General features: G+C 41.0%; 21 protein-coding genes and 1 pseudogene. 10 read left to right on the top strand and 12 right to left on the bottom strand.

What is annotated here, in order from left to right; translation table 11 throughout:
- The 3 genes and pseudogenes from BMX26_RS09125 to BMX26_RS09135 form a co-directional block, all read right to left on the bottom strand.
- On the bottom strand, window positions 1–1,272 hold a 1,272-nt coding region (locus tag BMX26_RS09125; protein WP_143454899.1), incomplete at its 3' end, for a cache domain-containing protein.
- 429 nt (window positions 1,273–1,701) lie between these two features.
- Window positions 1,702–1,902 (bottom strand): histidine phosphatase family protein, encoded by a 201-nt coding sequence (locus BMX26_RS09130; protein WP_075531109.1) that lies wholly within the window; start codon window positions 1,900–1,902, stop codon window positions 1,702–1,704.
- 2 nt (window positions 1,903–1,904) lie between these two features.
- A pseudogene (locus tag BMX26_RS09135) lies at window positions 1,905–2,153 on the bottom strand (adenine deaminase); the annotation flags it as partial.
- Window positions 2,154–2,352: 199 nt separating this feature from the next.
- On the opposite strand from BMX26_RS09135, the gene BMX26_RS09140 reads away from it, so the two are divergent.
- The 9 genes from BMX26_RS09140 (at window position 2,353) to BMX26_RS09180 (ending at window position 11,181) form a co-directional block, all read left to right on the top strand.
- The gene (locus BMX26_RS09140) at window positions 2,353–3,435 is read left to right on the top strand and encodes a M42 family metallopeptidase (RefSeq protein WP_075531111.1); all 1,083 of its coding nucleotides are present in this window, start codon (window positions 2,353–2,355) and stop codon (window positions 3,433–3,435) included.
- A 173-nt stretch (window positions 3,436–3,608) separates the two neighbouring features.
- Window positions 3,609–4,838: a carboxylate--amine ligase gene (locus tag BMX26_RS09145; RefSeq protein ID WP_075531112.1), complete on the top strand. Its 1,230-nt coding sequence runs from the start codon at window positions 3,609–3,611 to the stop codon at window positions 4,836–4,838.
- An 11-nt stretch (window positions 4,839–4,849) separates the two neighbouring features.
- Entirely contained in the window at window positions 4,850–6,376 is a 1,527-nt protein-coding gene (gene murE, locus BMX26_RS09150; RefSeq protein ID WP_225355250.1) for a UDP-N-acetylmuramyl-tripeptide synthetase, read from the top strand.
- Entirely contained in the window at window positions 6,377–7,813 is a 1,437-nt protein-coding gene (locus BMX26_RS09155) for an amino acid permease (RefSeq protein ID WP_075531114.1), read from the top strand.
- A 311-nt stretch (window positions 7,814–8,124) separates the two neighbouring features.
- The gene (locus BMX26_RS09160; protein WP_143454900.1) at window positions 8,125–8,481 is read left to right on the top strand and encodes a hypothetical protein; all 357 of its coding nucleotides are present in this window, start codon (window positions 8,125–8,127) and stop codon (window positions 8,479–8,481) included.
- A gap of 555 nt (window positions 8,482–9,036) precedes the next feature.
- Window positions 9,037–9,501 carry a MarR family winged helix-turn-helix transcriptional regulator gene (locus tag BMX26_RS09165; RefSeq protein WP_075531116.1) on the top strand — a complete coding sequence of 155 codons (465 nt, stop codon included), beginning with the start codon at window positions 9,037–9,039 and terminating at the stop codon, window positions 9,499–9,501.
- Window positions 9,485–10,000 (top strand): GNAT family N-acetyltransferase, encoded by a 516-nt coding sequence (locus tag BMX26_RS09170; protein WP_075531117.1) that lies wholly within the window; start codon window positions 9,485–9,487, stop codon window positions 9,998–10,000. Before BMX26_RS09165 ends, BMX26_RS09170 begins: the two co-directional genes overlap by 17 nt.
- Before the next feature lie 18 nt (window positions 10,001–10,018).
- Window positions 10,019–10,738 (top strand): B3/4 domain-containing protein, encoded by a 720-nt coding sequence (locus BMX26_RS09175; RefSeq protein WP_075531118.1) that lies wholly within the window; start codon window positions 10,019–10,021, stop codon window positions 10,736–10,738.
- A gap of 11 nt (window positions 10,739–10,749) precedes the next feature.
- Window positions 10,750–11,181 (top strand): GNAT family N-acetyltransferase, encoded by a 432-nt coding sequence (locus tag BMX26_RS09180; protein WP_075531119.1) that lies wholly within the window; start codon window positions 10,750–10,752, stop codon window positions 11,179–11,181.
- A gap of 77 nt (window positions 11,182–11,258) precedes the next feature.
- Here BMX26_RS09180 and BMX26_RS09185 read toward each other — a convergent pair whose 3' ends face one another.
- Both BMX26_RS09185 and BMX26_RS09190 read right to left on the bottom strand, forming a co-directional pair.
- Entirely contained in the window at window positions 11,259–12,551 is a 1,293-nt protein-coding gene (locus BMX26_RS09185; RefSeq protein ID WP_143454901.1) for a uracil-xanthine permease family protein, read from the bottom strand.
- A gap of 184 nt (window positions 12,552–12,735) precedes the next feature.
- Window positions 12,736–13,206: an NAD(P)H-dependent oxidoreductase gene (locus BMX26_RS09190; protein ID WP_082272538.1), complete on the bottom strand. Its 471-nt coding sequence runs from the start codon at window positions 13,204–13,206 to the stop codon at window positions 12,736–12,738.
- Window positions 13,207–13,546: 340 nt separating this feature from the next.
- On the opposite strand from BMX26_RS09190, the gene BMX26_RS09195 reads away from it, so the two are divergent.
- On the top strand, window positions 13,547–13,756 hold the full coding sequence (locus BMX26_RS09195; RefSeq protein ID WP_082272539.1) for an AraC family ligand binding domain-containing protein: 210 nt from the start codon (window positions 13,547–13,549) through the stop codon (window positions 13,754–13,756).
- Window positions 13,757–13,771: 15 nt separating this feature from the next.
- Here BMX26_RS09195 and BMX26_RS09200 read toward each other — a convergent pair whose 3' ends face one another.
- The 7 genes from BMX26_RS09200 to BMX26_RS09225 form a co-directional block, all read right to left on the bottom strand.
- Window positions 13,772–14,071, bottom strand: a complete 300-nt coding sequence (locus tag BMX26_RS09200) for a DUF2316 family protein (protein ID WP_075531123.1) — start codon at window positions 14,069–14,071, stop codon at window positions 13,772–13,774.
- Window positions 14,072–14,194: 123 nt separating this feature from the next.
- On the bottom strand, window positions 14,195–14,929 hold the full coding sequence (locus tag BMX26_RS09205; protein WP_075531124.1) for a hypothetical protein: 735 nt from the start codon (window positions 14,927–14,929) through the stop codon (window positions 14,195–14,197).
- Window positions 14,930–14,936: 7 nt separating this feature from the next.
- Window positions 14,937–19,337, bottom strand: a complete 4,401-nt coding sequence (locus BMX26_RS09210; RefSeq protein WP_075531125.1) for an Eco57I restriction-modification methylase domain-containing protein — start codon at window positions 19,335–19,337, stop codon at window positions 14,937–14,939.
- 12 nt (window positions 19,338–19,349) lie between these two features.
- On the bottom strand, window positions 19,350–20,189 hold the full coding sequence (locus BMX26_RS09215) for an aldo/keto reductase (protein WP_075531126.1): 840 nt from the start codon (window positions 20,187–20,189) through the stop codon (window positions 19,350–19,352).
- A 78-nt stretch (window positions 20,190–20,267) separates the two neighbouring features.
- Window positions 20,268–20,393, bottom strand: coding sequence for a hypothetical protein (locus BMX26_RS09930; protein WP_412771417.1), 126 nt, complete (start codon window positions 20,391–20,393; stop codon window positions 20,268–20,270).
- Complete coding sequence (locus tag BMX26_RS09935) at window positions 20,393–20,722, bottom strand: hypothetical protein (RefSeq protein WP_143454902.1); 330 nt, start codon at window positions 20,720–20,722, stop codon at window positions 20,393–20,395. Before BMX26_RS09935 ends, BMX26_RS09930 begins: the two co-directional genes overlap by 1 nt.
- 102 nt (window positions 20,723–20,824) lie before the next feature.
- Window positions 20,825–21,340 carry a nitroreductase family protein gene (locus tag BMX26_RS09225; protein WP_075531127.1) on the bottom strand — a complete coding sequence of 172 codons (516 nt, stop codon included), beginning with the start codon at window positions 21,338–21,340 and terminating at the stop codon, window positions 20,825–20,827.
- Between the last annotated feature and the right edge of the window lie 281 nt (window positions 21,341–21,621).

Here is a 21,621-nt window from a genome sequence, read left to right on the forward strand (position 1 = left end):
CAAACGGGAAACACTTTCTTGTGTTTCTTGCGCTTGGGATGAGGTTACTTCCGCAATGCCATTGATCGTTTGAGTAACTTCTTCGGTTGCCTTATCGGTCTGCTTAGAAAGTTCTAGCAAAGCTTCGGACTTTTCAGCTACGTTCTTGCTTTCCTGCTTAACATTTTGCAGCAAAGATCCAATCGATTCAAGCATCTGGTTGTAGCCGTAAGAAATTTGATTAAATTCCCTACCCATTGGGTCTGGTACAGCCATAGCATCTGATGTTTTTGGATCAATTTTAACCAACTTGCCTTCCCCAGCTGAGGATAAGCGTTCCAAATAAAGCTTAGTGATGGCTTGAACCTTGCGAACGGCAAATACCGCAAAGATAACCACAATAATTGCAACGATAGCAATCACAACTAAGGTTTGCACTATCAAAACTTGACGTTCACTGCGCAAATCACCCTTATTTACAAAAGCAAAAGTCCATGTGTTGCTGCCAACCTTGCCCTTGTCATAATAAATATCTGTAATGGTTGATTGACCTTTAAGGTGAACTGTACCTTTGCGCTTGGAAGCATTCTTGATGGCTTTAAAGATCTTATTGCTTGCAATACTCTTGCCAACACTAAATCCTTCATTTCTTTCAGCCCCTTGTGTAGCTAAAATCAAACCTTTTTTCGAAACCAAAGTAACCCGTCCAGTGTTACCGATCTTTAATTTTTCCATCGTTTGCGACAAATTCCTGTAGGAAACGTCTAAAGCCATAACCATAGTCTTGTTGTCTTTAGTCTTATGACTGTAAACAGCAGTGATAACGTAATCACCTGTAGCCACATCTTTGTAAGGCTGGGTCCAAGTAACCTTGCCTAAATTTTGCAGGCCTTGCTTAAACCAAGGCCGGCTGGTAATTTGGTAGTCTTCAGGCAAATGCTCTGTAGAAACATATTCGCCGTCAGTATAACCGACTGTAGCAACCTTCAAATCACTATCATATGAGACTAAAGCGCTAATTTTACTCTGAACGCTGGCTTTGGTGTGGCTTTTACCAATAAGTTCGTCGTATTTACCAACCAATTGCGCCATTTTAGTTGTACGTTCCTGCATACCTGAACGAAATGTTTGCACAACAGAAACTGCACTCTCTTTGGATTTTTGGTTACGTTGCACTAATAAATTTGAAGTTGCAATGTAAGAAACACTCAACAAAATAATCAAAGGAATAATGCCGATTGCCATTAAGGCAATTAAAAGCGGGGTCCCAATTGTTTTTGTTTTTCTCTTCATAAATATACCTGACCTTCTTTGAAGTGTTAGATTGATTTTACATAAAAATTATTAACATTTTTAACAAGATACTTGGAAAAATTTACAACAAATTATGAATTATTTTATAGATACTTTAATCATTTTTGACCAATTGTGAAAAGTCTGGCTGCCAAACTATCAAATAAGTAAAATGTCCATGTCCATCTTCATATTCATACTTGAAAACAGAACAATTCTTGATACCATATCTAAAAGGCTCTTTTTTGTCCGGTACCATCATACAAAAATTAGCACAAGCCCCGCCATGTTAAATTGCTAAAATATTTTGTCCTTGGGCTTTTTGCATCATCTGTTCAATCGTCGTATACAGCTGCTGTCTAACCTGGTTTTGGCTCTCACCGCCATAAGCGAAAAAAAGTCGCCATAAGGAGGCTTGGAATTTAAAAATTAATCTTGACCTTCAAAGCGGTCGAAATTCCACTCTTTTAAGCCTTTAAGCCGCTGGTATGGAATTTGATTATCCGTTACAATTTCCAAAGTATCAAAGGCCCGCTCTGACGTTGAACTATATGCTTCATCAATTTTAATCTGGTTTTGAATAAAATACTGCCGTGCCAATTGCGCCTGTCTAATGCCAAGTTCAGTCAACGATAGGCCGATTCTACATGGATATGACTTTCAACAAAACCAGGCAACAGGTATTTTCCTTGTAAATCAACTTCTTTTTTACCGGTATAAGTTTCGCCCACACCTGCAATGAGGCCATCGCAAACTGCCACGTCGCCCTTGATAATTTCTGCTTGGTAAACATCCACAATCTTAGCATTTTTGAAAACAAGGTCGGCTTCTTTGCGGCCGCTGGCCACATCTAGTAAGTGCTTTAAGCTTTGTTTATCCATAATGACAATCCCTCTTTTTGAAAAGTTCGTTTTTTAAGCCGTATTTTAGCAAAAAATGTATTTTTTCAATTGTAGTCTTATTAAAAAAAAGCAAAGCAACCCTAAATTTAATAATTATTATTTAAAAAACAAAAAATACCGAACTACTTCTTTTATTAGTCAACTACGAGTATAATTAGCCTTTAAAGGGGGCCTTTTCATGAAGAAAAAACAAGAAATCCAAATGCTAAAAGATTTTTCCAACGCCAACGCTATCTCCGGCTTCGAAGGCGAATTTGTCAAACTGTTCACAGACAAAGTTAAAAAATTAGCCGACGTCACGGTCGATGGCATGCTGAATGTCTACGCCGCTAAAAAAGAAAACACCGGCAACCGGCCTGTTATCCAATTAGACGCCCACTCCGACGCAGTTGGCTTTATGACCCAAGCAGTCCGTCCTAACGGCGCCATCAAGTTTGTTCCAGTCGGTGGCTGGGTTAAATATAATATTCCCGGCACCAAAGTCAAGATTAGAAATAAAGCCGGTAAATATATTCCTGGTGTCGTCGCTACCAAGCCGCCACACTTTATGACCAAAGCTGAACAAGAATCCATCCCTGAAATTAAAGATATGTCAATTGATGTCGGCTCATCTTCCAGAGAAGAAACGTTAAATGATTATCAAATCGATACCGGCTGTCCTATTTTTGTCGATGTTGACTGTCAATATAATGAAGATACCGGCATCTTCTTTGGCAAAGACTTCGATGACCGTTTCGGTGCAGCGGCCATGGTTTCTATCTTGGACAACTTAAAGGATAAGAAAACGAATTTTGATGTCGTTTGTGCCTTATCTTCCCAAGAAGAAGTCGGGTTAAGAGGGGCTTATGTCACCGCACGCAAGATTAAGCCTGATTTAGCCCTAGTGCTCGAATCCTGCCCTGCTGACGACACCTTTGAACCTGACTGGCTGTCACAAACCGGTCTTAAGCGCGGACCTATGTTAAGAGATATGGACACCACCTTTATCCCAAACCCTAAATTCCAGCAATATGCCTGTGACTTAGCTGATAAAAAGCATATTCCCTATACTAGATCTGTCAGGACCGGCGGCGGCCAAGACGGCGCAGCTATTTACTATGAAAATGGCGCACCAACTATTGTCATCGGTATTCCCGTCCGCTATGAACATTCGCCTTACTGCTTTTCAGCCTACCAGGACTTCAAAGCTTCCGTTGATCTTGCTTGTGCCATCATCAATGATATAACCCAAGAAAAATTAGATTCTTTTAAGCGCTTTTAACCTTATTACAGTATGGTTTATCCACCATACTGTTTTTTTATGCATAAAAATGAATTTTTTTAAGTTTTCAAAAAAAACTTTTCTGCCTACGTCTTTGTGTTAGAATAACATATGTACAATAATTTTTGCCTATAAAAAGTTATGCACAAATCTTTTATTGAAAGAGTCGAAAAATGAACAATAATACACTTAATATTCAACCAATTCTTTTGGGAACAGATTTTAACTGCTATGGGATGGCACGTTCCTTTTACGAAGCATACGGCGTTAAAAGCATTGCTTTTGGGATTGAAGCCATGGCCCCAACCAAGTACAGCAAAATTGTCGATGTTCATATCATCGACAATTTTGAATCAGATCCAACTTTCATTGAAACCATGCGGTCATTAGCTAAGAAATTAGACCCGCAAAAAAAATACCTGCTGGTTTCTTGCGGTGATGGGTATAGCGAACTGGTTTCCCGCCACATTGATGAATTACAGGAAAACTTTTTATGCAATTATATTCATGAAGACCTTTTTAACCGGTTGGGCTTTAAGCAAAGCTTCTATGAAGTTTGCGAGGAATACGGTCTGCCTTACCCTAAAACAAAATTAATCGACAAGGCTATGGTTGAAAGCGGTCAGCCTATCGACTTGCCTTTTGATTTTCCAGTCGCTTTAAAGCCTTCTAATAGTATCGAATGGCTCAACATCCACTTTGAAGGCCGCAAAAAAGCTTACATTTTGGATTCCCGCGCTGAATTTGACGCTTTATTGCCGAAAATTTATCAAGCTGGCTATACAGATACCTTAATCTGCCAAGACTTCATCCCCGGAGATGATTCTAATATGCGGGTCGTTAATGCCTATGTCGGCCGCGATCACAAAGTCCGCATGATCTGCTTAGGCCATCCGCTCTTGGAAGATCCAGCTCCTGCTTCAGTCGGCAACTATATGACTATTTTGCCAGAAAAAAATGAACAGATTTTCCAAAACATCACGCATTTCCTGGAAAAAATTAATTACGTCGGCTTTGCTGATTTTGACCTCAAATACGACCGGCGCGACGGTATTTTCAAAGTCTTTGAAATCAATATTCGCCAAGGCCGCAGCAGCTATTACTGCACATTAAACGGCTGCAACCTGGCTGAAGTTTTGGTTAATGATTTAGTCTTAAACGAACCATCCGGTGTCGTTAACTACGGTAAAGCTGACACCTTGTGGTTGGGCGCTAACCCGAACGTTTTCAAAAAATACGCCAAAGACAATGAATACAAAGTCAAAGCCTTAGAATTGCTTAACAAAGGTCAATACGGTACCACAGCTATCTATAAAAAAGATACCTTAAAGCATACTTTACTGATGCGGTATGCCTTTTATCTGATTAATAAAAAGTATCAAAAATACTTTGTCCAACGCTAGGAGGAATTTTCGTGAATTTAGCTGAAGTTTGTGATGTTTTACAAAAAGACGGCCTCTTAAAAGAAGTTATTATCAATGACAACTGGTCTTTTGAGATGCCAAAAGAATATGCTGAACTTGAATTGAAAGATGTTACCTATGATTCCCGTCAGGTAAAAGCAGGCAGCTTCTTCTTTTGCAAGGGGCTAAACTTTAAAAAGGACTATTTAGACAGCGCCATTCAAAATGGCTGCTTAGCTTACATGACAGAACAAGTCATCGAAAATTTAACGGATACCCAAAAAAAGATTCCGCAAATTATCGTTACTGATGTCCAAAAAGGGATGGCTTTAGTCGGCCGCTTCTTCTATGGCAATCCGCAAGATGAATTAAAGGTGATTGGTTTTACCGGTACTAAAGGCAAATCCACCTCTGTTTACTTCTGTCGGCATTTATTGCAGGAAAGCGTCGGCAAAAAAGTAGCCCAAACCTCTTCCATCGATAACCTGTTAGACGGCGTTCATCCTTTTGAAGCCAGCCTCACCACCCCTGAATCTTTAGATTTATTCAAGATGATGCGTCAAGCCGCTGATAACAAGATGAAATACTGGATCATGGAAGTTTCCAGCCAGGCTTACAAAAAGAGCCGCGTTTATGGCTTAACTTTTGATGTCGGTGTCTTCTTAAATATTTCACCAGACCACATCAGTCCGGTGGAACACCCTACGTTTGAAGACTATTTATACTGCAAGAGCAAGCTGATTGAAAATGCTAAGACCATTGTTTTAAACAAGGAATTGCCTGTTTTTGATTTATTAAAGCAAAAAGCTGAAAAATTTGGCACTAAGGTTGTTACTTTCGGCAGCCAAGAAACCCAGGCCGACTTTGCCTTTGCCGGCCAAAAGCACGGCCACTTCAGCTTGGAAGCCGGCTCTTTAAGCGGTGAATACCGTATTATGATTCCTGGTGCTTTCAACTATGCTAACGCCAGCGCTGCGTTAGCCGCTGCCAGTCAAGTGACATCCTTAACTAAAGATCAAGTTAAAGATGCTTTCTTAAAGACTAAAGTTCCCGGCCGCATGGAACTCTTCACCAACGCTCAAGGCATTGCCTGCTGCGTCGATTATGCCCACAACTACTTGTCTTTGACCGAAAGCTTCAAATTTGCCAAGCATGACTATCCCGGCAAATTAATCGTCGTTATTGGTGCTGCCGGCGGCAAAGCCGAATCCCGTAGAAAAGATATCGGCCTTTGCTTAAGCAAATATGCTGATACAGCTATTTTAACCAGTGAAGACAACTTCTTTGAAGATCCTTACCATATTACAGCTGCTATCAAAGAACATATCACTAATGATCAGGTTGAGGTTTATGAAATTGCCGACCGTACCAAAGCCATTAAAAAAGCCTTCGACCTGGCTCAACCAGGCGATTTAATTTTCTTAGCCGGCAAAGGCCGTGAAAAGTTCATGCACGAAGGCGGTACCAATATTGATTACGAAGGAGATTATGATTTAGCCTTGCAAAATCTGGGCTTAGATAAAAACGAGGTGGAATAGATGCAAGAACACAAAATGAAGCGTTCCTTAAAAACCAGACACCTTTCCATGATTGCTTTAGGCGGAACTATCGGAACCGGGCTTTTTGTTGCCAGCGGATCCGCTATCTCACAGGCCGGGCCGGGCGGGGCTTTAATTGCTTATGTCGGCATTGGCTTAATGGTGTATTTTTTGATGACTTCCTTAGGCGAAATGGCAACTTACCTGCCGGTGACCGGTTCTTTTGCCACTTATTCGACGAAATTTGTCGACCCCGCTTTTGGCTTTGCCATGGGGTGGAATTATTGGCTTAATTGGTCCATCACCTTGGCTGTTGATATTTCAACAGCTGCCATTATTTTGCAATACTGGTTTCCGCACGTCCCTACTTACTACTTTTCTTTAGCAGCCTTAGTAGTGATTTTTATTATCAATGCCTTATCGGTTTCATCTTTTGGCGAAACGGAATTTTGGATGGCTTTGATTAAAGTAATTGCGGTTTTAGCCTTCTTAGTCATCGGGCTGTTAACTATTGTCGGAATTATTGGCGGACATGCCACTTATTTGGAAAATTTCACCTATAAAAAAGCGCCTTTCATCGGCGGTTTCCCGACGATTTTATCCGTCTTTGTGGTAGCCTGTTTTTCTTTTCAGGGAACTGAACTTGTCGGTATTACAGCCGGCGAATCCGAAAATCCCAAAGAAAGTGTCCCTACTGCCATTAACCAAGTGTTCTGGCGGATTTTGCTCTTTTATATCTTATCGATTTTTGTTATCGCCTGCTTGATTCCTTATACCAGCCCTAACCTGCTGGGCTCAGATGCCAAAGATATTGCGACCAGTCCCTTTACTTTGGTCTTTAAAAGAGCGGGCTTAGCCGGCGCAGCTTCCGTGATGAATGCTGTGATTTTGACCTCCGTTATTTCCTCGGCCAATTCCGGTATGTACGCCGCTACTAGAATGCTCTACGCCATGAGTCTGACCCATGATGCACCTAAAGTTTTCCGGTTGGTCAACAACCGTGGGATTCCTATTTTCTCCCTTTTGGCAACGACTTTTATCGGTTTATTGACCTTTATTACCAGCATTTATGGCAATACCGTCTATATGATTTTAGTTAATGCCGTTGGGTTAACCGGTTTTATCACTTGGTTTGGGATTGGAATTGCCCATTTCCGCTTCCGTCGCGCTTTAAAAGTTCAGCACATAAGCCTTGATAACCTGGTTTATAAGGCTAAATGGTTCCCCATTGGGCCTATTTTGACCATTGTTATTTGTACTTTGGTCACCTTGGCGCAAGATATTCAAGCCGTTAAAAACTTAGACTGGCTGTCAATCTTAACTACTTATGGGGCCGTTTTCGTCTTTATCCTGTTATTTGTCGGTTACAAAGTGAAATATAAAACCAAGCTCATTCCTTTAGACCAGGTTGATTTATCAACTAAAATGCACAAATAAGACCAAAAGTATACAAATAAACCTATTTTAATCCGTCTTAGCCTTGTTAAGACGGATTTTTTGTCATTATAGCTAAAAATTTCATTACTTTTTTTCGTTACATTCAAGGCTTTATCCCTGTTTTTTGGATAAATGCGCTTACAATATATTTAAATTTTTAGCGCTTAAATATCTCAAAGAATTCGTGCCCGATGCTCACTTATATAGTCTCGTTACCGCTGGTCAGGATACCGCTATCTTATAAGAGCTGGGAGTTGAGCCTAAGATTGTGAAGCTCTTAGACCAGCAAAGTTTGACTGCTGGTTTCCCGCTTGATTTTAGGCTTACAGGAAAATGTCATTTCAGCAGCTAAAGTCTTAAGCATGGCTACCTCGCCTAAGATTGTCACTTTAACCCGTAATCCGCACAGCTACCTTGACATTGCCCAAGCTATTGAACATGCTAAATTAGACATCAAACCTGTTTCAGATGATGTCTTTTATACAACCTTGAAAAAAGCGGGCGTTCCTGTCAAAAAAATTCAATTAGAATTAGGCATGCAAAGATACGCCTCAAATGCCAATAATGGTGAAGCCGATGCCAACCAGGCCGAATTTGAACAAATTTTAGGCCATCCTTTTCCTTTAGCCTCCTTTGACAGTATTATCAAAGACAATTTTAACCCGTAACCGGTTAGATTTTGAACAACAGGTCTTTATCTAGCTTAAGCCAAGCTGAGCGGTTCAGCTTGGCTTTTTCTGCGCACTAAAAAAGTCCTAAAAGCCGTTTTCTTCAAAACTGCTCTCAGGACCCTTGGTTAATTTTATGTTCCATTTTCTGGTGGTAACACCCTTTCATTAAATAATTTGGAAATATCACTTACTAGCCTATCGGTATCAACCTCCATCCGGCACCTATAAGTGCAAGCTAAGCTAAACATCACAGCCTACTGGAATCAGCTCCCTTCAATTAACTAAAGTTCACTTACGCTTCCCATTGGTATCAGATCCTTTACTTAAACCATAGTGACGACAACTTCAGACTCTTTCATTCTGGTGGTGTCATCTTCTTTCCTTTGATTTGTCTATATCATAAAACCAAATCCTCTTTTTGGCAAAGAAAAAAGCATGACGCTTTGAAGAAGATAATTTGATAAAAAACTTACAAAATGTTTAAGTAAAAAAAGCTTGCCTTTTTGTTGCATTTGCAATAAAATAGGTAAAAAGCAAGGAGGAAACAAGCCTATGCCGCAAACACTACGCCAGATTGGCACAATTGCCAGGGCCTTGGATTCAATTGCCAATATTGAGTTTAAACGCCTCGGATTATCCAAAGGGCAATATCTTTACTTAGTCCGCATTTATGAAAACCCCGGCATCATTGCCGAAAAGCTTGTTGAGATGCTCAAAGTCGATCGTGCCACGGTGGCGCGATCTTTGCAAAAATTAGAAGCTAAGGGGTTAATCAGTCGCACTAAAGACGCCAACAATCAAAAAATTCTACACTTAAATGTCACCCCCAAAGGTGAAGAAAGTGCCCTATTTGTCTTAAGTGAGATGGAATATTCCGAAAATCATTTAACGCAGGCTTTAACTGCTGCAGAAAAAGAGCAATTAGCCCGCCTGCTGGACAGTATGGTCGACCATGCCAGTCAAGAATTTGTTTTTGTTAAAAAAGGAGGAATCAGGCCCTATGGCAACCAGCATTAAAAAAGTTACATCCGCTGATTTAAAAACTTTGCAGGATATCATGCAAAAAACATTCGCCCAAACATTTGGCGCCGACAACACCCCAGAAGATATGGAAAAATACTTCCAAGAAAACTACAATAACGACCTTGTTTTAGCCGAAATCAATGACTTAAATTCTGGTTATTATTTCTTAGTTAAAGACAGTCAAGTTGCCGGTTATTTGAAGCTTAACATCAAAGATGCCCAAACAGAGCCCAACTGGCCTAAGGCTATGGAAGTGCAGCGGATTTACCTGCTCGATGAATTTCAGCACCAAGGCTTAGGCACCAAGCTGATTGACTTTGCCCACCAAAGGGCAAAAGAGCTTCAAATCAGCCAAATCTGGCTGGGAGTGTGGGAACACAACGAAAATGCTAAAAGATTTTATGCTAAGTTCGGCTTTAAAAAGGCCGGCGAACATGTCTTCGTCTTAGGCGACGACCGGCAGGTTGATTACTTAATGCTCAAAGAAATTTAATTTAAAGGAGCTGATATTATGCTTACAAAAGTTACTGTTGATACTAGTTTTTTTGACCTTTTCCCAGGATCACAAGTCAATATTATGCTGGTGAGCCAGATTGACAACCACGACACAGATGACAATTTAGTCGACCGGCGTAAACTGCTAAACCAAGCCAGCAAGGATGCCTTGGCTTTTGTCGAAGAAGCACCCTTCAGCAATAATCCGGTTATTGCCCAATGGCGTAAAGCTTACCAACAATTCAAAAAGAAAAAAGGCGTTAGAGCTTCCATTGAAGCTTTGTTAAAACGGGTCGACAAGGGGGAAGAATTGCATCCTATCTCACCTTTAGTAGATATTTATAACTCGGTTTCCTTAACTCACGGTGTTCCGATTGGGATTGAAGACCAAAAGAAAATTGCTGGTGAAATGCATTTAGGCGTGGTTCATGAAGGCTTAGCTTTCAGACCCGTCGGCGCTGATAAGGAAGAACCAACCTTAGAAGGCGAAGTTGCTTGGTATGATGACCAGGGCGCTGTCTGCCGCTGCTTAAACTGGCGGGATGCCCAAAGAACGATGCTTGACGAAGAATCCACCAGCGGGGTTATTGTAATTGAATCAGTCAATGAAGAACAAGCTAAAAGAGCTGATGAAGCTATGGAAGCTTTAGCTAGCCTGCTCAAAAATTATTTTGATATCACCCCTGATCAACAAGTTGTTTTAAATGCCCAAAATCCAAGCGTTACTGTAAAATAGAAGAAATTTTTATGGAACTTGTAAAAAAGAATTTTGACCAATTAACCAAGCACGAATTATATGAACTCTTAAAGGTTCGTTCCGCCATTTTTGTCGTTGAACAAACCTGCCCTTACCTTGATATCGATGGTCTTGATTATGATGCTTACCATGTCTTTTATAAAGATGAGCAAGGAAAAGTCCTCGCTTACCTGCGTCTCTTCCAAGAAAATAATATTTGGTGCATGGGGCGAGTTTTAACCGCTACCCACGGCCAAGGGCTTGGCGGTAAAGTCTTGCATGCAGGCCTTGAATTTGCCCGCGAATTAAAAATCGACCACATCGAAATGGAAGCTCAGGTTTATGCTATTGGCTTTTATGAACGTGAAGGCTTTGAGGCCTTTGGTGAAGAGTTCAAGCTTGATGGTATTCCCCACATCAAGATGAAGTTAGATTTGAAATAAAAATAAAGCCCCCAGTATTAGCTGGGGGCTTTTTTGATACAAAAAACCGGCAGCCTTATTTGACTGCCGGTTAAAAATTATTTGTTTTCTTGTTCGATTTCACTCATGGCTTTTTCTGGCAGGATTAAGTTAAGCAAGATGCCAAACAAGGTTGCCAAAGCAATACTGGTCAATTGGAAAGAACCCATTTGCAAGTATGTACCGCCAATACCTACAACCAGGATAACAGAAGCGATAATCAAGTTGCGCTTCTTTTCAAAGTCAATCTTGTTATCAACTAAAATACGCAAGCCGTTAGCGGCAATCATCCCAAATAAGAGGAAAGAAATCCCACCAATAACTGGTGTGGGAACAGATTGGATAACTGCTGCAACCTTGCCGATGAAAGAGAAAACGATGGCAAAGAAAGCAGCTCCGCCTAAAACATAAACACTGTGTACCTTAGTCATAGCCAAAACACCAATGTTTTCACCATAAGATGTTGTTGGAGGACCACCGACAAAACCGGCAATGATACTTGATAAACCATCACCAAGCAAAGTCCGGTGCAGGCCAGGATCTTTGAAGAAATTCCGCTTGGTTAATTTGTTCAAGACCATAACGTGCCCCATGTGTTCCGTCATCGTTACAAAGGCAATCGGTGCCATCGTGATAATGGCAGCTGGATACCATTTGAACTTATAATTAATTCCTAAGATATCAAAAGCTGGCAAAGAGAACCATTTAGCTGAAGCAACCCCGGATAAATCAACAATCCCAACGGCCAAAGCTAATAAGTAGCCACAGACAATCCCTAATAAAACCGGGATAACGCTTGGGAAACCTTTCAGGTACATGTTGAAAATAATGGTAATAAGTAAAGTGAAAATAGCTACGCCAAAGTAAGTCAAATCATACTTGCCATTGTTTAACATGGCATCGTTGGCTGCCGTTGTCGCCAAGGATAAGCCAATCACAATAATGATTGGTCCCACAACTACAGGCGGTAAAACCGTATCAACCCACTTGGAACCAAAGCGACTGATGAGTAAAGCCACCAACACATAAACTAAACCGGCTGAAATAGCCCCTTGACCGACGGCAGGATAGCCGTAATGCTTCATCAAGGCCTGCATCGTTGCGATAAAGGCAAATGATGAACCAAGATAAGCTGGAATCTTGGCTTTGGTACATAAAATATAAACCAAGGTCCCAACACCGGAAGCAAATAAGGCAATACTTGGGTTAAGCCCAACTAACAATGGTACTAAGACCGTTGAACCAAACATGGTAAATAAGTGCTGCACTGAAAGCATCAACCAATGTCCAAAAGTTGGTTTATCCTGCACATCCAAAATAGCTTCTGGATTGCGAAATTCTTTATTATCCAAAATAATGAACCTTCCCTTCTAAAAGTAAGAGAAACCATGGCAAAAAAGCCGCCCTAGACCTAGTCTAAGACGGCTTTTTATATAGGTACACCTGTACCATCCGCTGCCTTATTAGCCTCACGGGACTAAGTTAAAGGTCTCTTCTTATTTATTGAAATCATTTTACTAATTTTTTCATAAGCTGTCAAGAAAAATGTAATATGTTCATCAAAATTCGCCAATTTTTGAAAAAGTTAATTTGCACAACTTTCACGCCTAAATTCGTTAATTTTTCCACCTGACAGAACCGATACACGATATTTTGCGCCGGTTCAACCGCATCAGACGGCTCAGAGCCATGGATAAACATCCCTAATTTTTTGCCGGGCAAAAGGCCGTTTGAGTCTCTGGAAAGTCGTTCATAAAAGACTTTGGCATATACGCTAATCATATGCCAATAAATGGGGGCACCCACAATAATGGTGTCGGCTTGCGCCACCATGGCTAAAATTTCGCCGAATTGATCACCGTCCAGCTTTTGGCCCAACTGATTAATGCGGTAATCGACTAAATTAACCCGCGTATATCCTGTTTTTAAAATTCGCTGACCTAGCCGGCTGGTATTGCCATTTTCATGTTCGCTGGCGTTGATGAATAAAACCCGCTCAAGTCGAATGCTGCTTGCGACTGCTTAAAAAATGCCATCTTAAAACCTTCTTTCATTTGTTAAGACCACTATAAACAAATTTTGTCTTAAAAAAATTACTTTTGCTGTCTACTAGTATGCGCTAAAAACATACTTAGATACAAAAAAATATTTTGCAAAGGGTCATTTTTGCTTATACTAATTGAAAAATAAGTTATAAAGTCAAGTCTTTTGTGTCCGTTTTCAACATGTTACAATAAAGATACTTTTGGAAGATTGAAAGGATGATTTAAATGAAATTTTTAACAGAAAATCACGATATCGAGATTTACGAAAACTGATTGAAAACCCAAATTGGACCGTTACCCACTTGGCCTTATCTAAAGACCAATCAGTCCCACAACATCATGTTGACGCTACCGTCGTAGTTATCTTAGTCAATGGCAAAGTCGAATTTTCCCAAGCAGACGGCTCATTTGAAGTCTTGACCCCTGGCAAAATCGTCTACATGCAGCCAGACGAAAAACATGCTTTAGAAGAATTTGACCTGATAATAGTCAAAATTCAGTTAGCCAAATAATAAAAAAGCAGACAATTACTTGTCTGCTTTTTTGTTCCGCCAAGGAGTTTGGTAAGGAAACCAGCAGTTAACACTATGGTCAGCTAAACAGCTGAAAGGATAGATAGCTTTGCCTTCTTTTAAAAGCATGTCTTCTAAATAATCCCTAAGTTCCCACACTAAGCTGGGGTCAGCCTGATCCATCGCTAAAACATGGTCTAATTCATTTTCTGTCATCTGCGTTTGCGCCAAAATAAGACTTTTTTGATAACCTAACCGACGGTAGTTTTCTTGCAATTCTTGTCTGGTATTATTCATTTCACGCGGTGTTAACATAAGCCAGACTCCTTTTTTATTTTATCTGGTCATCCTACCGCGATTTGTCCATTTTTGCAACCGAATTTTTATCTTCTTCATGCATGATAAGCAGACCGACATAGCTGTTAGCTTTCTTGTTAGCTAAGCTTCTTTAGTTTCTTTTTTATAAATGTCGGTTAACTTGCAGGGTACATACTGTACCTTAGGCACGGGCTTAACCTCTTTTTCCGGCTGATAAGTCTCATCTAAGAAATTGAACAAATCAAGCTGTTCTTCTTGTACCTCCGGTGTAATTTTTCCCGAAGACTTCTCTACTCCATCAATAATTTCCTGGAAGGTGTATTCCAGCCTTTGCACTTTTTGCCGCTTACCCTTTTTCTTCAACAGCTTCCATTCGCTGAAGATAATAGGATTGCCATCGCCATCCAACTTGGTCAAGGCATTGCCATTTACCATGTTAGCTTGAATAATAACCATGGCACTACGGATAACCTTGTCATCAACCTGGCCGGAAAACTTCTTTAAATCTTCCTGGTAATCCATATTGAAGGCTGCCGACATCTTCATAACCAGCATTTCGATATTGTCTTCCATAAGCTCAATGCCATAAAGCGAAGATAACCCTATCAAACAGTTATCGCCAAACTCATCTGCATTCTGACTAACTTCTAAAGCAACCGCAATTTTGCGGTGCAAGAGTTCTACCAAAAACGCCCCTTCACCAGCAGAGGGTTCAAGAAAAGTGGCGGAAAGTTCATTGATTTTAGCAGTAATTTCAGGCTGATCAAGCATAAAGTCAACAATCCGCTTAGGAGTAAATACTTCCCCTAGATTTTTGACCCGCTCATCAGATTTAATCAATTTTTCTTCAGTCATATGACACCTACTTCATTTCCTGAACTTTAGTTTCAATAAAGTTGATTTCATCATCAGACAAACCGTACTTCTTGTAGAGCTGCCGGTCAATTTCTGGGATGGACTTAGACCAATCAATATCTGATTTTTGAGTGAAATCTTGCATAGGAACATTTTTCCAAACACCTTTTTTATTATCCTGTGTCACTTTTAATGTTCCAATCAGGGTTCTTAAAAATTTTGTTTTAATGTACTTTAACACTGCTTCTGCCTCAAATTCAGTATCAAACGCGCCTACGCTAATAAATGTTTGTGTATGACCGATAAGGGGTGTACCGATAAGGGGTGTACTCAGAGTTTCGCCGAGCGCCCCACTACCATTTGCCTTAGGAACCAAAATCTTATACTTTTCAAGATTTTCATGACTATTGATATAGCTCCTCTTCGTATACTTTATTACCCTTTCGTTATTTAATCTTCCCCATATGCCTATATCATTGTTAGTAACAGGCTCATCTGAAAAAATAGGCGCCAATTTCTCGAAAACATTTGTTGTAACATCTTTTTCATGATCTTTACTCATTTTTCCAATTAACTCTGGATGTTCTTTGTATAGAGTATCGGTTAATTTATAACTTTCTGGAGAATATATCAATTTACTAAATGAATCAAATTCAGGCATTGAAAGCACCTTTTTTAAAATATTCTGCAACTCTTCAAAAGCAGTAAATGTTCCAATGGCACCAAAATTTTTATTGTTATCATGAACTGTAATCGCTAATCCGCCTTTAATATCAGTTCTAGGAAAAATATTATCACTCACAGGTTCATACATAACTACCTTCAGATGTTCATCGGCCAACATCTTCTCATTCCATTTCTTAGGTGTTTTACCTGCATTGAACAAGAAACGAGCAGGTGTAATCAGCACTGATAAATCGGCTAGTTCATATGACATATCCATAAAGAGATTGTAGATTGGACTATCACTGGTTCCTTCCTTTGATTCTTGGTAAGGCGGATTTCCAATCACAACATCGAATTTCATACCGTTAAACACCTCTCTTATTTTCTTAACTTCTTTGGCTACGCTTGTCTTGCTGTCTTCTACAATATTTTCCACATACTCAATATTGGTATCAAAGTCCTGGTACCCGGCTAAAGTACGGTGGGTGATGGTCTTGGCCATTGGGGTTTTGGCAATGACGAAGATGTTTTCACGCAGAATGTCTTGCCATAACATTAGCTCATCTTCTGGAGTGAACTTGCCGGCATTTCGGGCATTCAATTCTTCAAAACGCTTGAAGTATAGGGTTGTGGCTGCATAGAGCGGGTACAGACCTGTCTTTGAATTAATTTCCAGGATATGGGTATCTCTGGTAAAGACCTTATCCGTGTACTCTGTTTTAATCCAGTGGGCTGCACTTCGGCCGTCTGTCGTCATTTCCTTGTAATCATCATCGTAAAAGGAGTATCCTCCCAAGGTCTTGCCTAACTGCATATTGACCACTCTGAATGGGGTTAAAACAGTTTCCTTGTCCGGGTTGCGGAAAGTTGAGAAGATTACTGCCAGTTCTTCGGCTCTTTCTAATGGGTCCAGGTCATCTAAGCGCTTGACTCTTTGTCTGATAATTCGGCCGGCTTCGATGAAGACATCTGGATCATAGTACTTGGAGAACTGCATGAAGAGTTCTTTTGTGACCCCGGATGGCATGAATTCCTTCCATGATACGTCATCGACCTTGGCGACAAACTTCTTCATATCAACATCTGACTGAATATCGATATCCATCCCGTAAATCATCATCGGAATCCGGATTGAGATTGACCTAAGAATTGAGATCATGGTCTTTCTTTGCTCCTTTAATTCGTTTGCCTTGGCGATTGCCGCCTTTTCTTCTTCGCTTCTATCCTTTGGATTCTTCTTACGGCCTTTTTCTGACTTTTCGTATTCTTCGTCAGTTAGGCCTTGGTGGTTGACATCAACCTTGAGCGGAGATTTTTCTTTCTTGGTTGTCCCAACGATAGCCTTTAGGTCATTGAATTCGTTGAGGTCTGCTTCGTCCAAGCGTAAAAGTTCATCTGAGTACAGTGAGTCATCATCAAAACCGGTTCTAACCGCCTTTTCAGCGTAAACCCGCTTGATTTTCTTAAGCAGGCTGTCCACTTCATAGCGTTTCATCTGATTACCGGCTTTTCCGACAATCGGCATGAAGTTTAAGAGCTTTGCCATTTGTTCTTTTTGAACTGATGATGTCCGCTTGCCCACACCCGTATTCAGGCGGGATGACTCGGCCATGACTGTTAGGGCACGGTCGGGGGCGAAGTCGAAGATGAAACATTCTTCTTTTCGGCCCAGCTTTTCGTCTGTGAATGGGGTTTGGGCACGGAAGGCGGCCTGCAGGTACTGCATGGCGCTGTTGGTGTTGGATAAGAAGACGACCCCTGTCCATTCGGGAACGTTGACCCCGGTGGTCAGCTTTCTGACTGTTAAGGTGATGGTCTTGGTTTCTGACGGGTTGGGACCGATGGCATCTCTGACCTTTTGCAGGTCGCTATCGTTTGATTCTTCCACGTTATCGCTTTTGTCGTCTTTGACCACGTTGACAATCTTATAGTCCATTCCAAAGACCGGGTGGCGCTTCATCAGCTCTTCTAAGGCTGTGGCTTCCTTGACACCTGGCAGGATCCAGAGGGTGTGGCGGAGGTTGGTCCGGAATTCTTTGGTGGAAAATGGATAGTTATTGTTTTCGTCTGGGGTGGTGATGTTATTTAAGAACTGCATCACATCTGCTTCATGGACGAACTTATGGTCTTCACCAACCTTGAAGAATTCCTTGAAGTTGAAGGACTTGTCTAAGAGGTCCTGGTAGTTGTTTTTTCTGAATTGTTCGGCAATGTCAAAGGTGTACATGGAAACCTTAGGCAGACTTTCATAGGGGTTCTTCTTGTCCGGATTGTGCTCTTCCCAGCTGTACTTGGCTTCTTGTTCCATGACGTAATCCCAGGTGTAGACCTGGTCGTCTTCGTATTGGTCTAAGAGGTTAAATGGTGTACCTGACAGCTCCAAAAGCTTGGTGTCTTTTTTCTTAATTCCGGTAATCATGCTTTGTGCCAGCGGAGTTTGGGTGCCTTCGTGAGCCTCGTCGATAATGATCAAATCCCAGTTTATTTCGACAAACTCGTGGTTCTTGTCGCCGGCCTTGCCGCCAAAGATGGCTGACCCTCTAAGGTCTTGAATACTTGCGAAGTAAATGAAAGGCTTGGTGGAGTTTTTAAGGTAGGCGATATCTTCACCCTTGCTTTTGGCCCCGAAGACATAGCCTTCCTCATACATTCCCATCTTTTCAAAGTCATCAAACCAGCTGTCGCTAACCACGGGCCGGTGGGTCATGATTAAGACTTTCTTGAAACCTTCTTCTTTAATCAATTCCAAGGCTGTCAAGGTCTTGCCAAAGCGCATCTTGGCATTCCATAACATGGTGTCATGCTTCTTGAAAGCCTTTTTCGTATCTTGGACGGCTTTTTCCTGTTCGGGACGCAGGGTGATTTTGATCTTTTCATTTTGTTCTTCTTTCTTTGGAGCGATATCTAAAGACTTCCGGCCTTCCTTAACCGCCTTGATGGCAGCCTTGGCCGTCTCCAAGTCTACTAGATACCATTCCTGGCCTTTAAGTTTCGGATTTTTCTTGATTCCCGACCGCTCTAGGACTTCATGAACATCGTGGTCTCTAAAGAAAGTCTGGTCGGTCTTACGATAGGCTAATTCCGCCCACTGAATCTTGTGCGGTACTCCTGCCGTACCCATATACGAATTAACTCTTTTTTCAGCCGCTGCCCGCAAATCATCACTATTCGGTCTGGCATCCGCTTCTAACTCATTCAAGGTGGCATCCCCGATTTTTTCAGAATGGGCGTAGGCCGGCCATTCATTTAGATCTCCATCAATTGTTTGAATATAGATTAACTTACGCTCATATGAGTTATAAGTTGGCCTTGGTGCAGGTTCAACAAAAGCATGCAATTTTGGTTTTTGCTTGGTGTAAGTCCGCATAAACCAAACCATAATAGCATATAATTTTTGCAGGTTGATAAGACCCGTTTGCTGCTTAAATTCAATAAAGTTATGGGCCGATTTATTACCTGTCTGTTTGACATCATAGAAAAGCTGCAAGATATCCGACCGCATAACCTGTCTGACTTTAATTGCGCGTAAAGTATCATCAAAGGTGGCATTGACCGGCAAATTAAGATTTGCATAAGCAGCAACTTTTTGAGCTATTTGTTCCGTAATTTTTCTTATTTGGAATAATTCAAAATCATACTTTTCATCACCGTATAATTCTTCAACTGCACAAGCAGGTTTATACAAAAAACCGACTTTACTATCCCCTTTTAAAAAGGTAAAATTGCTCTTTTTTTCTGTCATCTTTCTACTTCCTTATATCGTGGCCAAAGGCTCTTTTTTGCTTGGAGCAGGATAATCCTGGTCAAGCAAGGCTAAATCTTCATCCGTTAGCGTCAGTTCCGCTGCGGCCAGGTTAGCTTTCATATGCGCGACGCTGGAAGCCTTGGGAATTGTCAAAACAAAATCCCGCATCGTCCAGGCCAGCATGATTTGGTGTGGGGTAACCTGATACTTTTGTGCCAGCTTTTTTAAACTTGGTTTAAGTTCGATACTGTCACCTGTACCCGAATTAAAAGGCGAATACCCAATCAGGCCGATATCATTTTGCCTTTGATAAGGTATCAAATCATATTCAATCCCGCGCTGGGATAAGTTATATAAGTCTTCATTACAAAAAAGCTCTGTGCCATAAGGCAAAGACAGCGCCTCTTTTAAATCAGCCGTATCAAAATTAGAGACCCCAAAATGCTTGATTAAGCCCTGCTTCTTTAAAGCATGCAAATCACCTAAAACCTGGCGCAAATCTTCACCTTCCCGCCAATGCAAGAGATACAGGTCTAAATAATCTGTCTTAAGCCGCTTTAAGCTGGCTTCAAGGCTGGCTCTTAACAACTTGGTCTGACTGTGCCATGGATAAAATTTCGAAATCACAAATAGCTTTTGACGGTCAAAATGAGTCAAAACTTCACCCACCAGCTGTTCAGATTGGCCTTCTCCATACATTTCCGCTGTATCAACCACATTGACGCCATGAGCTAAGCCATAGACTAGAGCTTCCTGCTCACTTGATCTTTTTAGTGTATGTTCACCTAAGTCCCAAGTACCTAGGCCTAGCTGACTTAATTTTTCATTTTTTAGCGTTACATATTTCATCACTAACACCTCTTTAGTAGTATACCACGGCCCCGCAACAAAAAAGCCCCTCAAAAATTTGAAGGGCCTTAGCTTTACTTAACAAATTGACTTGCCATATTTTTTGATAACTTCAAGGCCGATAACCTGCCCACTTGCTTGGACAATCTTGAATCCGGCTGTTTGGGTATACAAGGTGCCGCCTAAAGCTTGGAATTTTTCCATCAGCCGTTTAAAACCGCCGAATTGATCGATATATATTGGTGGTAAGTCTTCGGGTGGTTTTGATGAACTTCTTGGGTATTATCCACTAATTCAGTGTCCAAGCCGTTTTCTTTCATCCAATCAATGGTGGCCGCTGATTCTTTTAAAATCCGCTTGGTTAAGCGGGCATTGGAGGAGTGGTGGGTATAATTCATAATCTCTTCAAAGGCATCTCTTAAGCTGTATTTAACTTCCGCAGCCTTTTGCGCCTTGCTTTCCACGGAAAAAAGGCCTTGAACCCCAAACATCCCGGCCCCGCCGTATTTATCGCCTTTTTCTAAAATAGCCACTTTAGCTCCCTATTGGGCTGCCGTTAACGCCGCACTAAGGCCAGATGAACCAGAGCCGACAACGACAATATCAAAATTTTCCATACCTTTTCCCCCCTTTTTTTATCTAAAAAAGTTAACTTCAATTCGTTCTTGCATCGGACGCTTTTCTAATTTTTGGTATGGAACCCCCACAACAAGGCCGCCTAAAGGAATTTGATCTTCGATTAAGCCGATTTTTTCACAAGTATCAGGGTCTTGGGCTAATGCTCCCGTCACACCCCAAATGTGGCAAGCACCTAAACCTTGGTTGTATGCTTCTAAAACCATATTTTCGACAATGGTGGCTGCACTGGCATGAGCCATTGGATCATCATCGCCCGCAGCCGAAACAAAAATGAAAACAGGTGCGCCATAAAGCATTTCATCTCTCCCAAAGCGTTTTGAAGCTGCCCTTTGAATAAAGGAGAGGTAAATCGGATTGGTAACAACATTAATTTTAAATTTGCCAAATTCGCCCATCCCTACAGGCGCACTTTTACCGGCATCAAGCACCGCCTGCAATTGTTCTTCAGTCACGTCTTCATCTTTATAATCCCGGACAGCTTGTCTAGTAGCTAAAACATCATTAAATTCCATCTTAATCCCTCCAACATTAATTTACTTTTAGTATACAATTTATTTTAATTAACGTAAGCGGTTTCGCTTTTTATTTACAAAAAAGACTAGGAAAACCTAGTCTTTGATGTTTATTTATCAACATTTAATTTGTTAGCCTCGGACTTCAAATCATTGGAAATATCGTGCAAAGTGCCGACATGTTTCGTGAATTCATCCATCGTTGCCAAAACTTCTTCGGCATTAGCTGAAACTTCTTGCGTACCAGCCGCATTTTCTTCCGTAGAAGCAGAAACACTTTC

It is taken from the genome of Ligilactobacillus sp. WC1T17, assembly GCA_900110005.1.
Lineage (GTDB): Bacteria > Bacillota > Bacilli > Lactobacillales > Lactobacillaceae > Ligilactobacillus > Ligilactobacillus ruminis_A.

Excerpts from the sequence above, each read along its gene's own strand:
- BMX26_RS09140 (WP_075531111.1), top strand. The coding sequence starts at position 2,353 with ATGAAGAAAAAACAAGAAATCCAAATGCTAAAAGATTTTTCCAACGCC.
- BMX26_RS09145 (WP_075531112.1), top strand. The coding sequence starts at position 3,609 with ATGAACAATAATACACTTAATATTCAACCAATTCTTTTGGGAACAGAT.
- BMX26_RS09155 (WP_075531114.1), top strand. The coding sequence starts at position 6,377 with ATGCAAGAACACAAAATGAAGCGTTCCTTAAAAACCAGACACCTTTCC.
- BMX26_RS09165 (WP_075531116.1), top strand. The coding sequence starts at position 9,037 with ATGCCGCAAACACTACGCCAGATTGGCACAATTGCCAGGGCCTTGGAT.
- BMX26_RS09170 (WP_075531117.1), top strand. The coding sequence starts at position 9,485 with ATGGCAACCAGCATTAAAAAAGTTACATCCGCTGATTTAAAAACTTTG.
- BMX26_RS09175 (WP_075531118.1), top strand. The coding sequence starts at position 10,019 with ATGCTTACAAAAGTTACTGTTGATACTAGTTTTTTTGACCTTTTCCCA.
- BMX26_RS09180 (WP_075531119.1), top strand. The coding sequence starts at position 10,750 with ATGGAACTTGTAAAAAAGAATTTTGACCAATTAACCAAGCACGAATTA.
- BMX26_RS09200 (WP_075531123.1), bottom strand. The coding sequence starts at position 14,071 with ATGTTAACACCGCGTGAAATGAATAATACCAGACAAGAATTGCAAGAA.
- BMX26_RS09205 (WP_075531124.1), bottom strand. The coding sequence starts at position 14,929 with ATGACTGAAGAAAAATTGATTAAATCTGATGAGCGGGTCAAAAATCTA.
- BMX26_RS09210 (WP_075531125.1), bottom strand. The coding sequence starts at position 19,337 with ATGACAGAAAAAAAGAGCAATTTTACCTTTTTAAAAGGGGATAGTAAA.
- BMX26_RS09215 (WP_075531126.1), bottom strand. The coding sequence starts at position 20,189 with ATGAAATATGTAACGCTAAAAAATGAAAAATTAAGTCAGCTAGGCCTA.
- BMX26_RS09930 (WP_412771417.1), bottom strand. The coding sequence starts at position 20,393 with ATGGAAAAATTCCAAGCTTTAGGCGGCACCTTGTATACCCAAACAGCC.
- BMX26_RS09225 (WP_075531127.1), bottom strand. The coding sequence starts at position 21,340 with ATGGAATTTAATGATGTTTTAGCTACTAGACAAGCTGTCCGGGATTAT.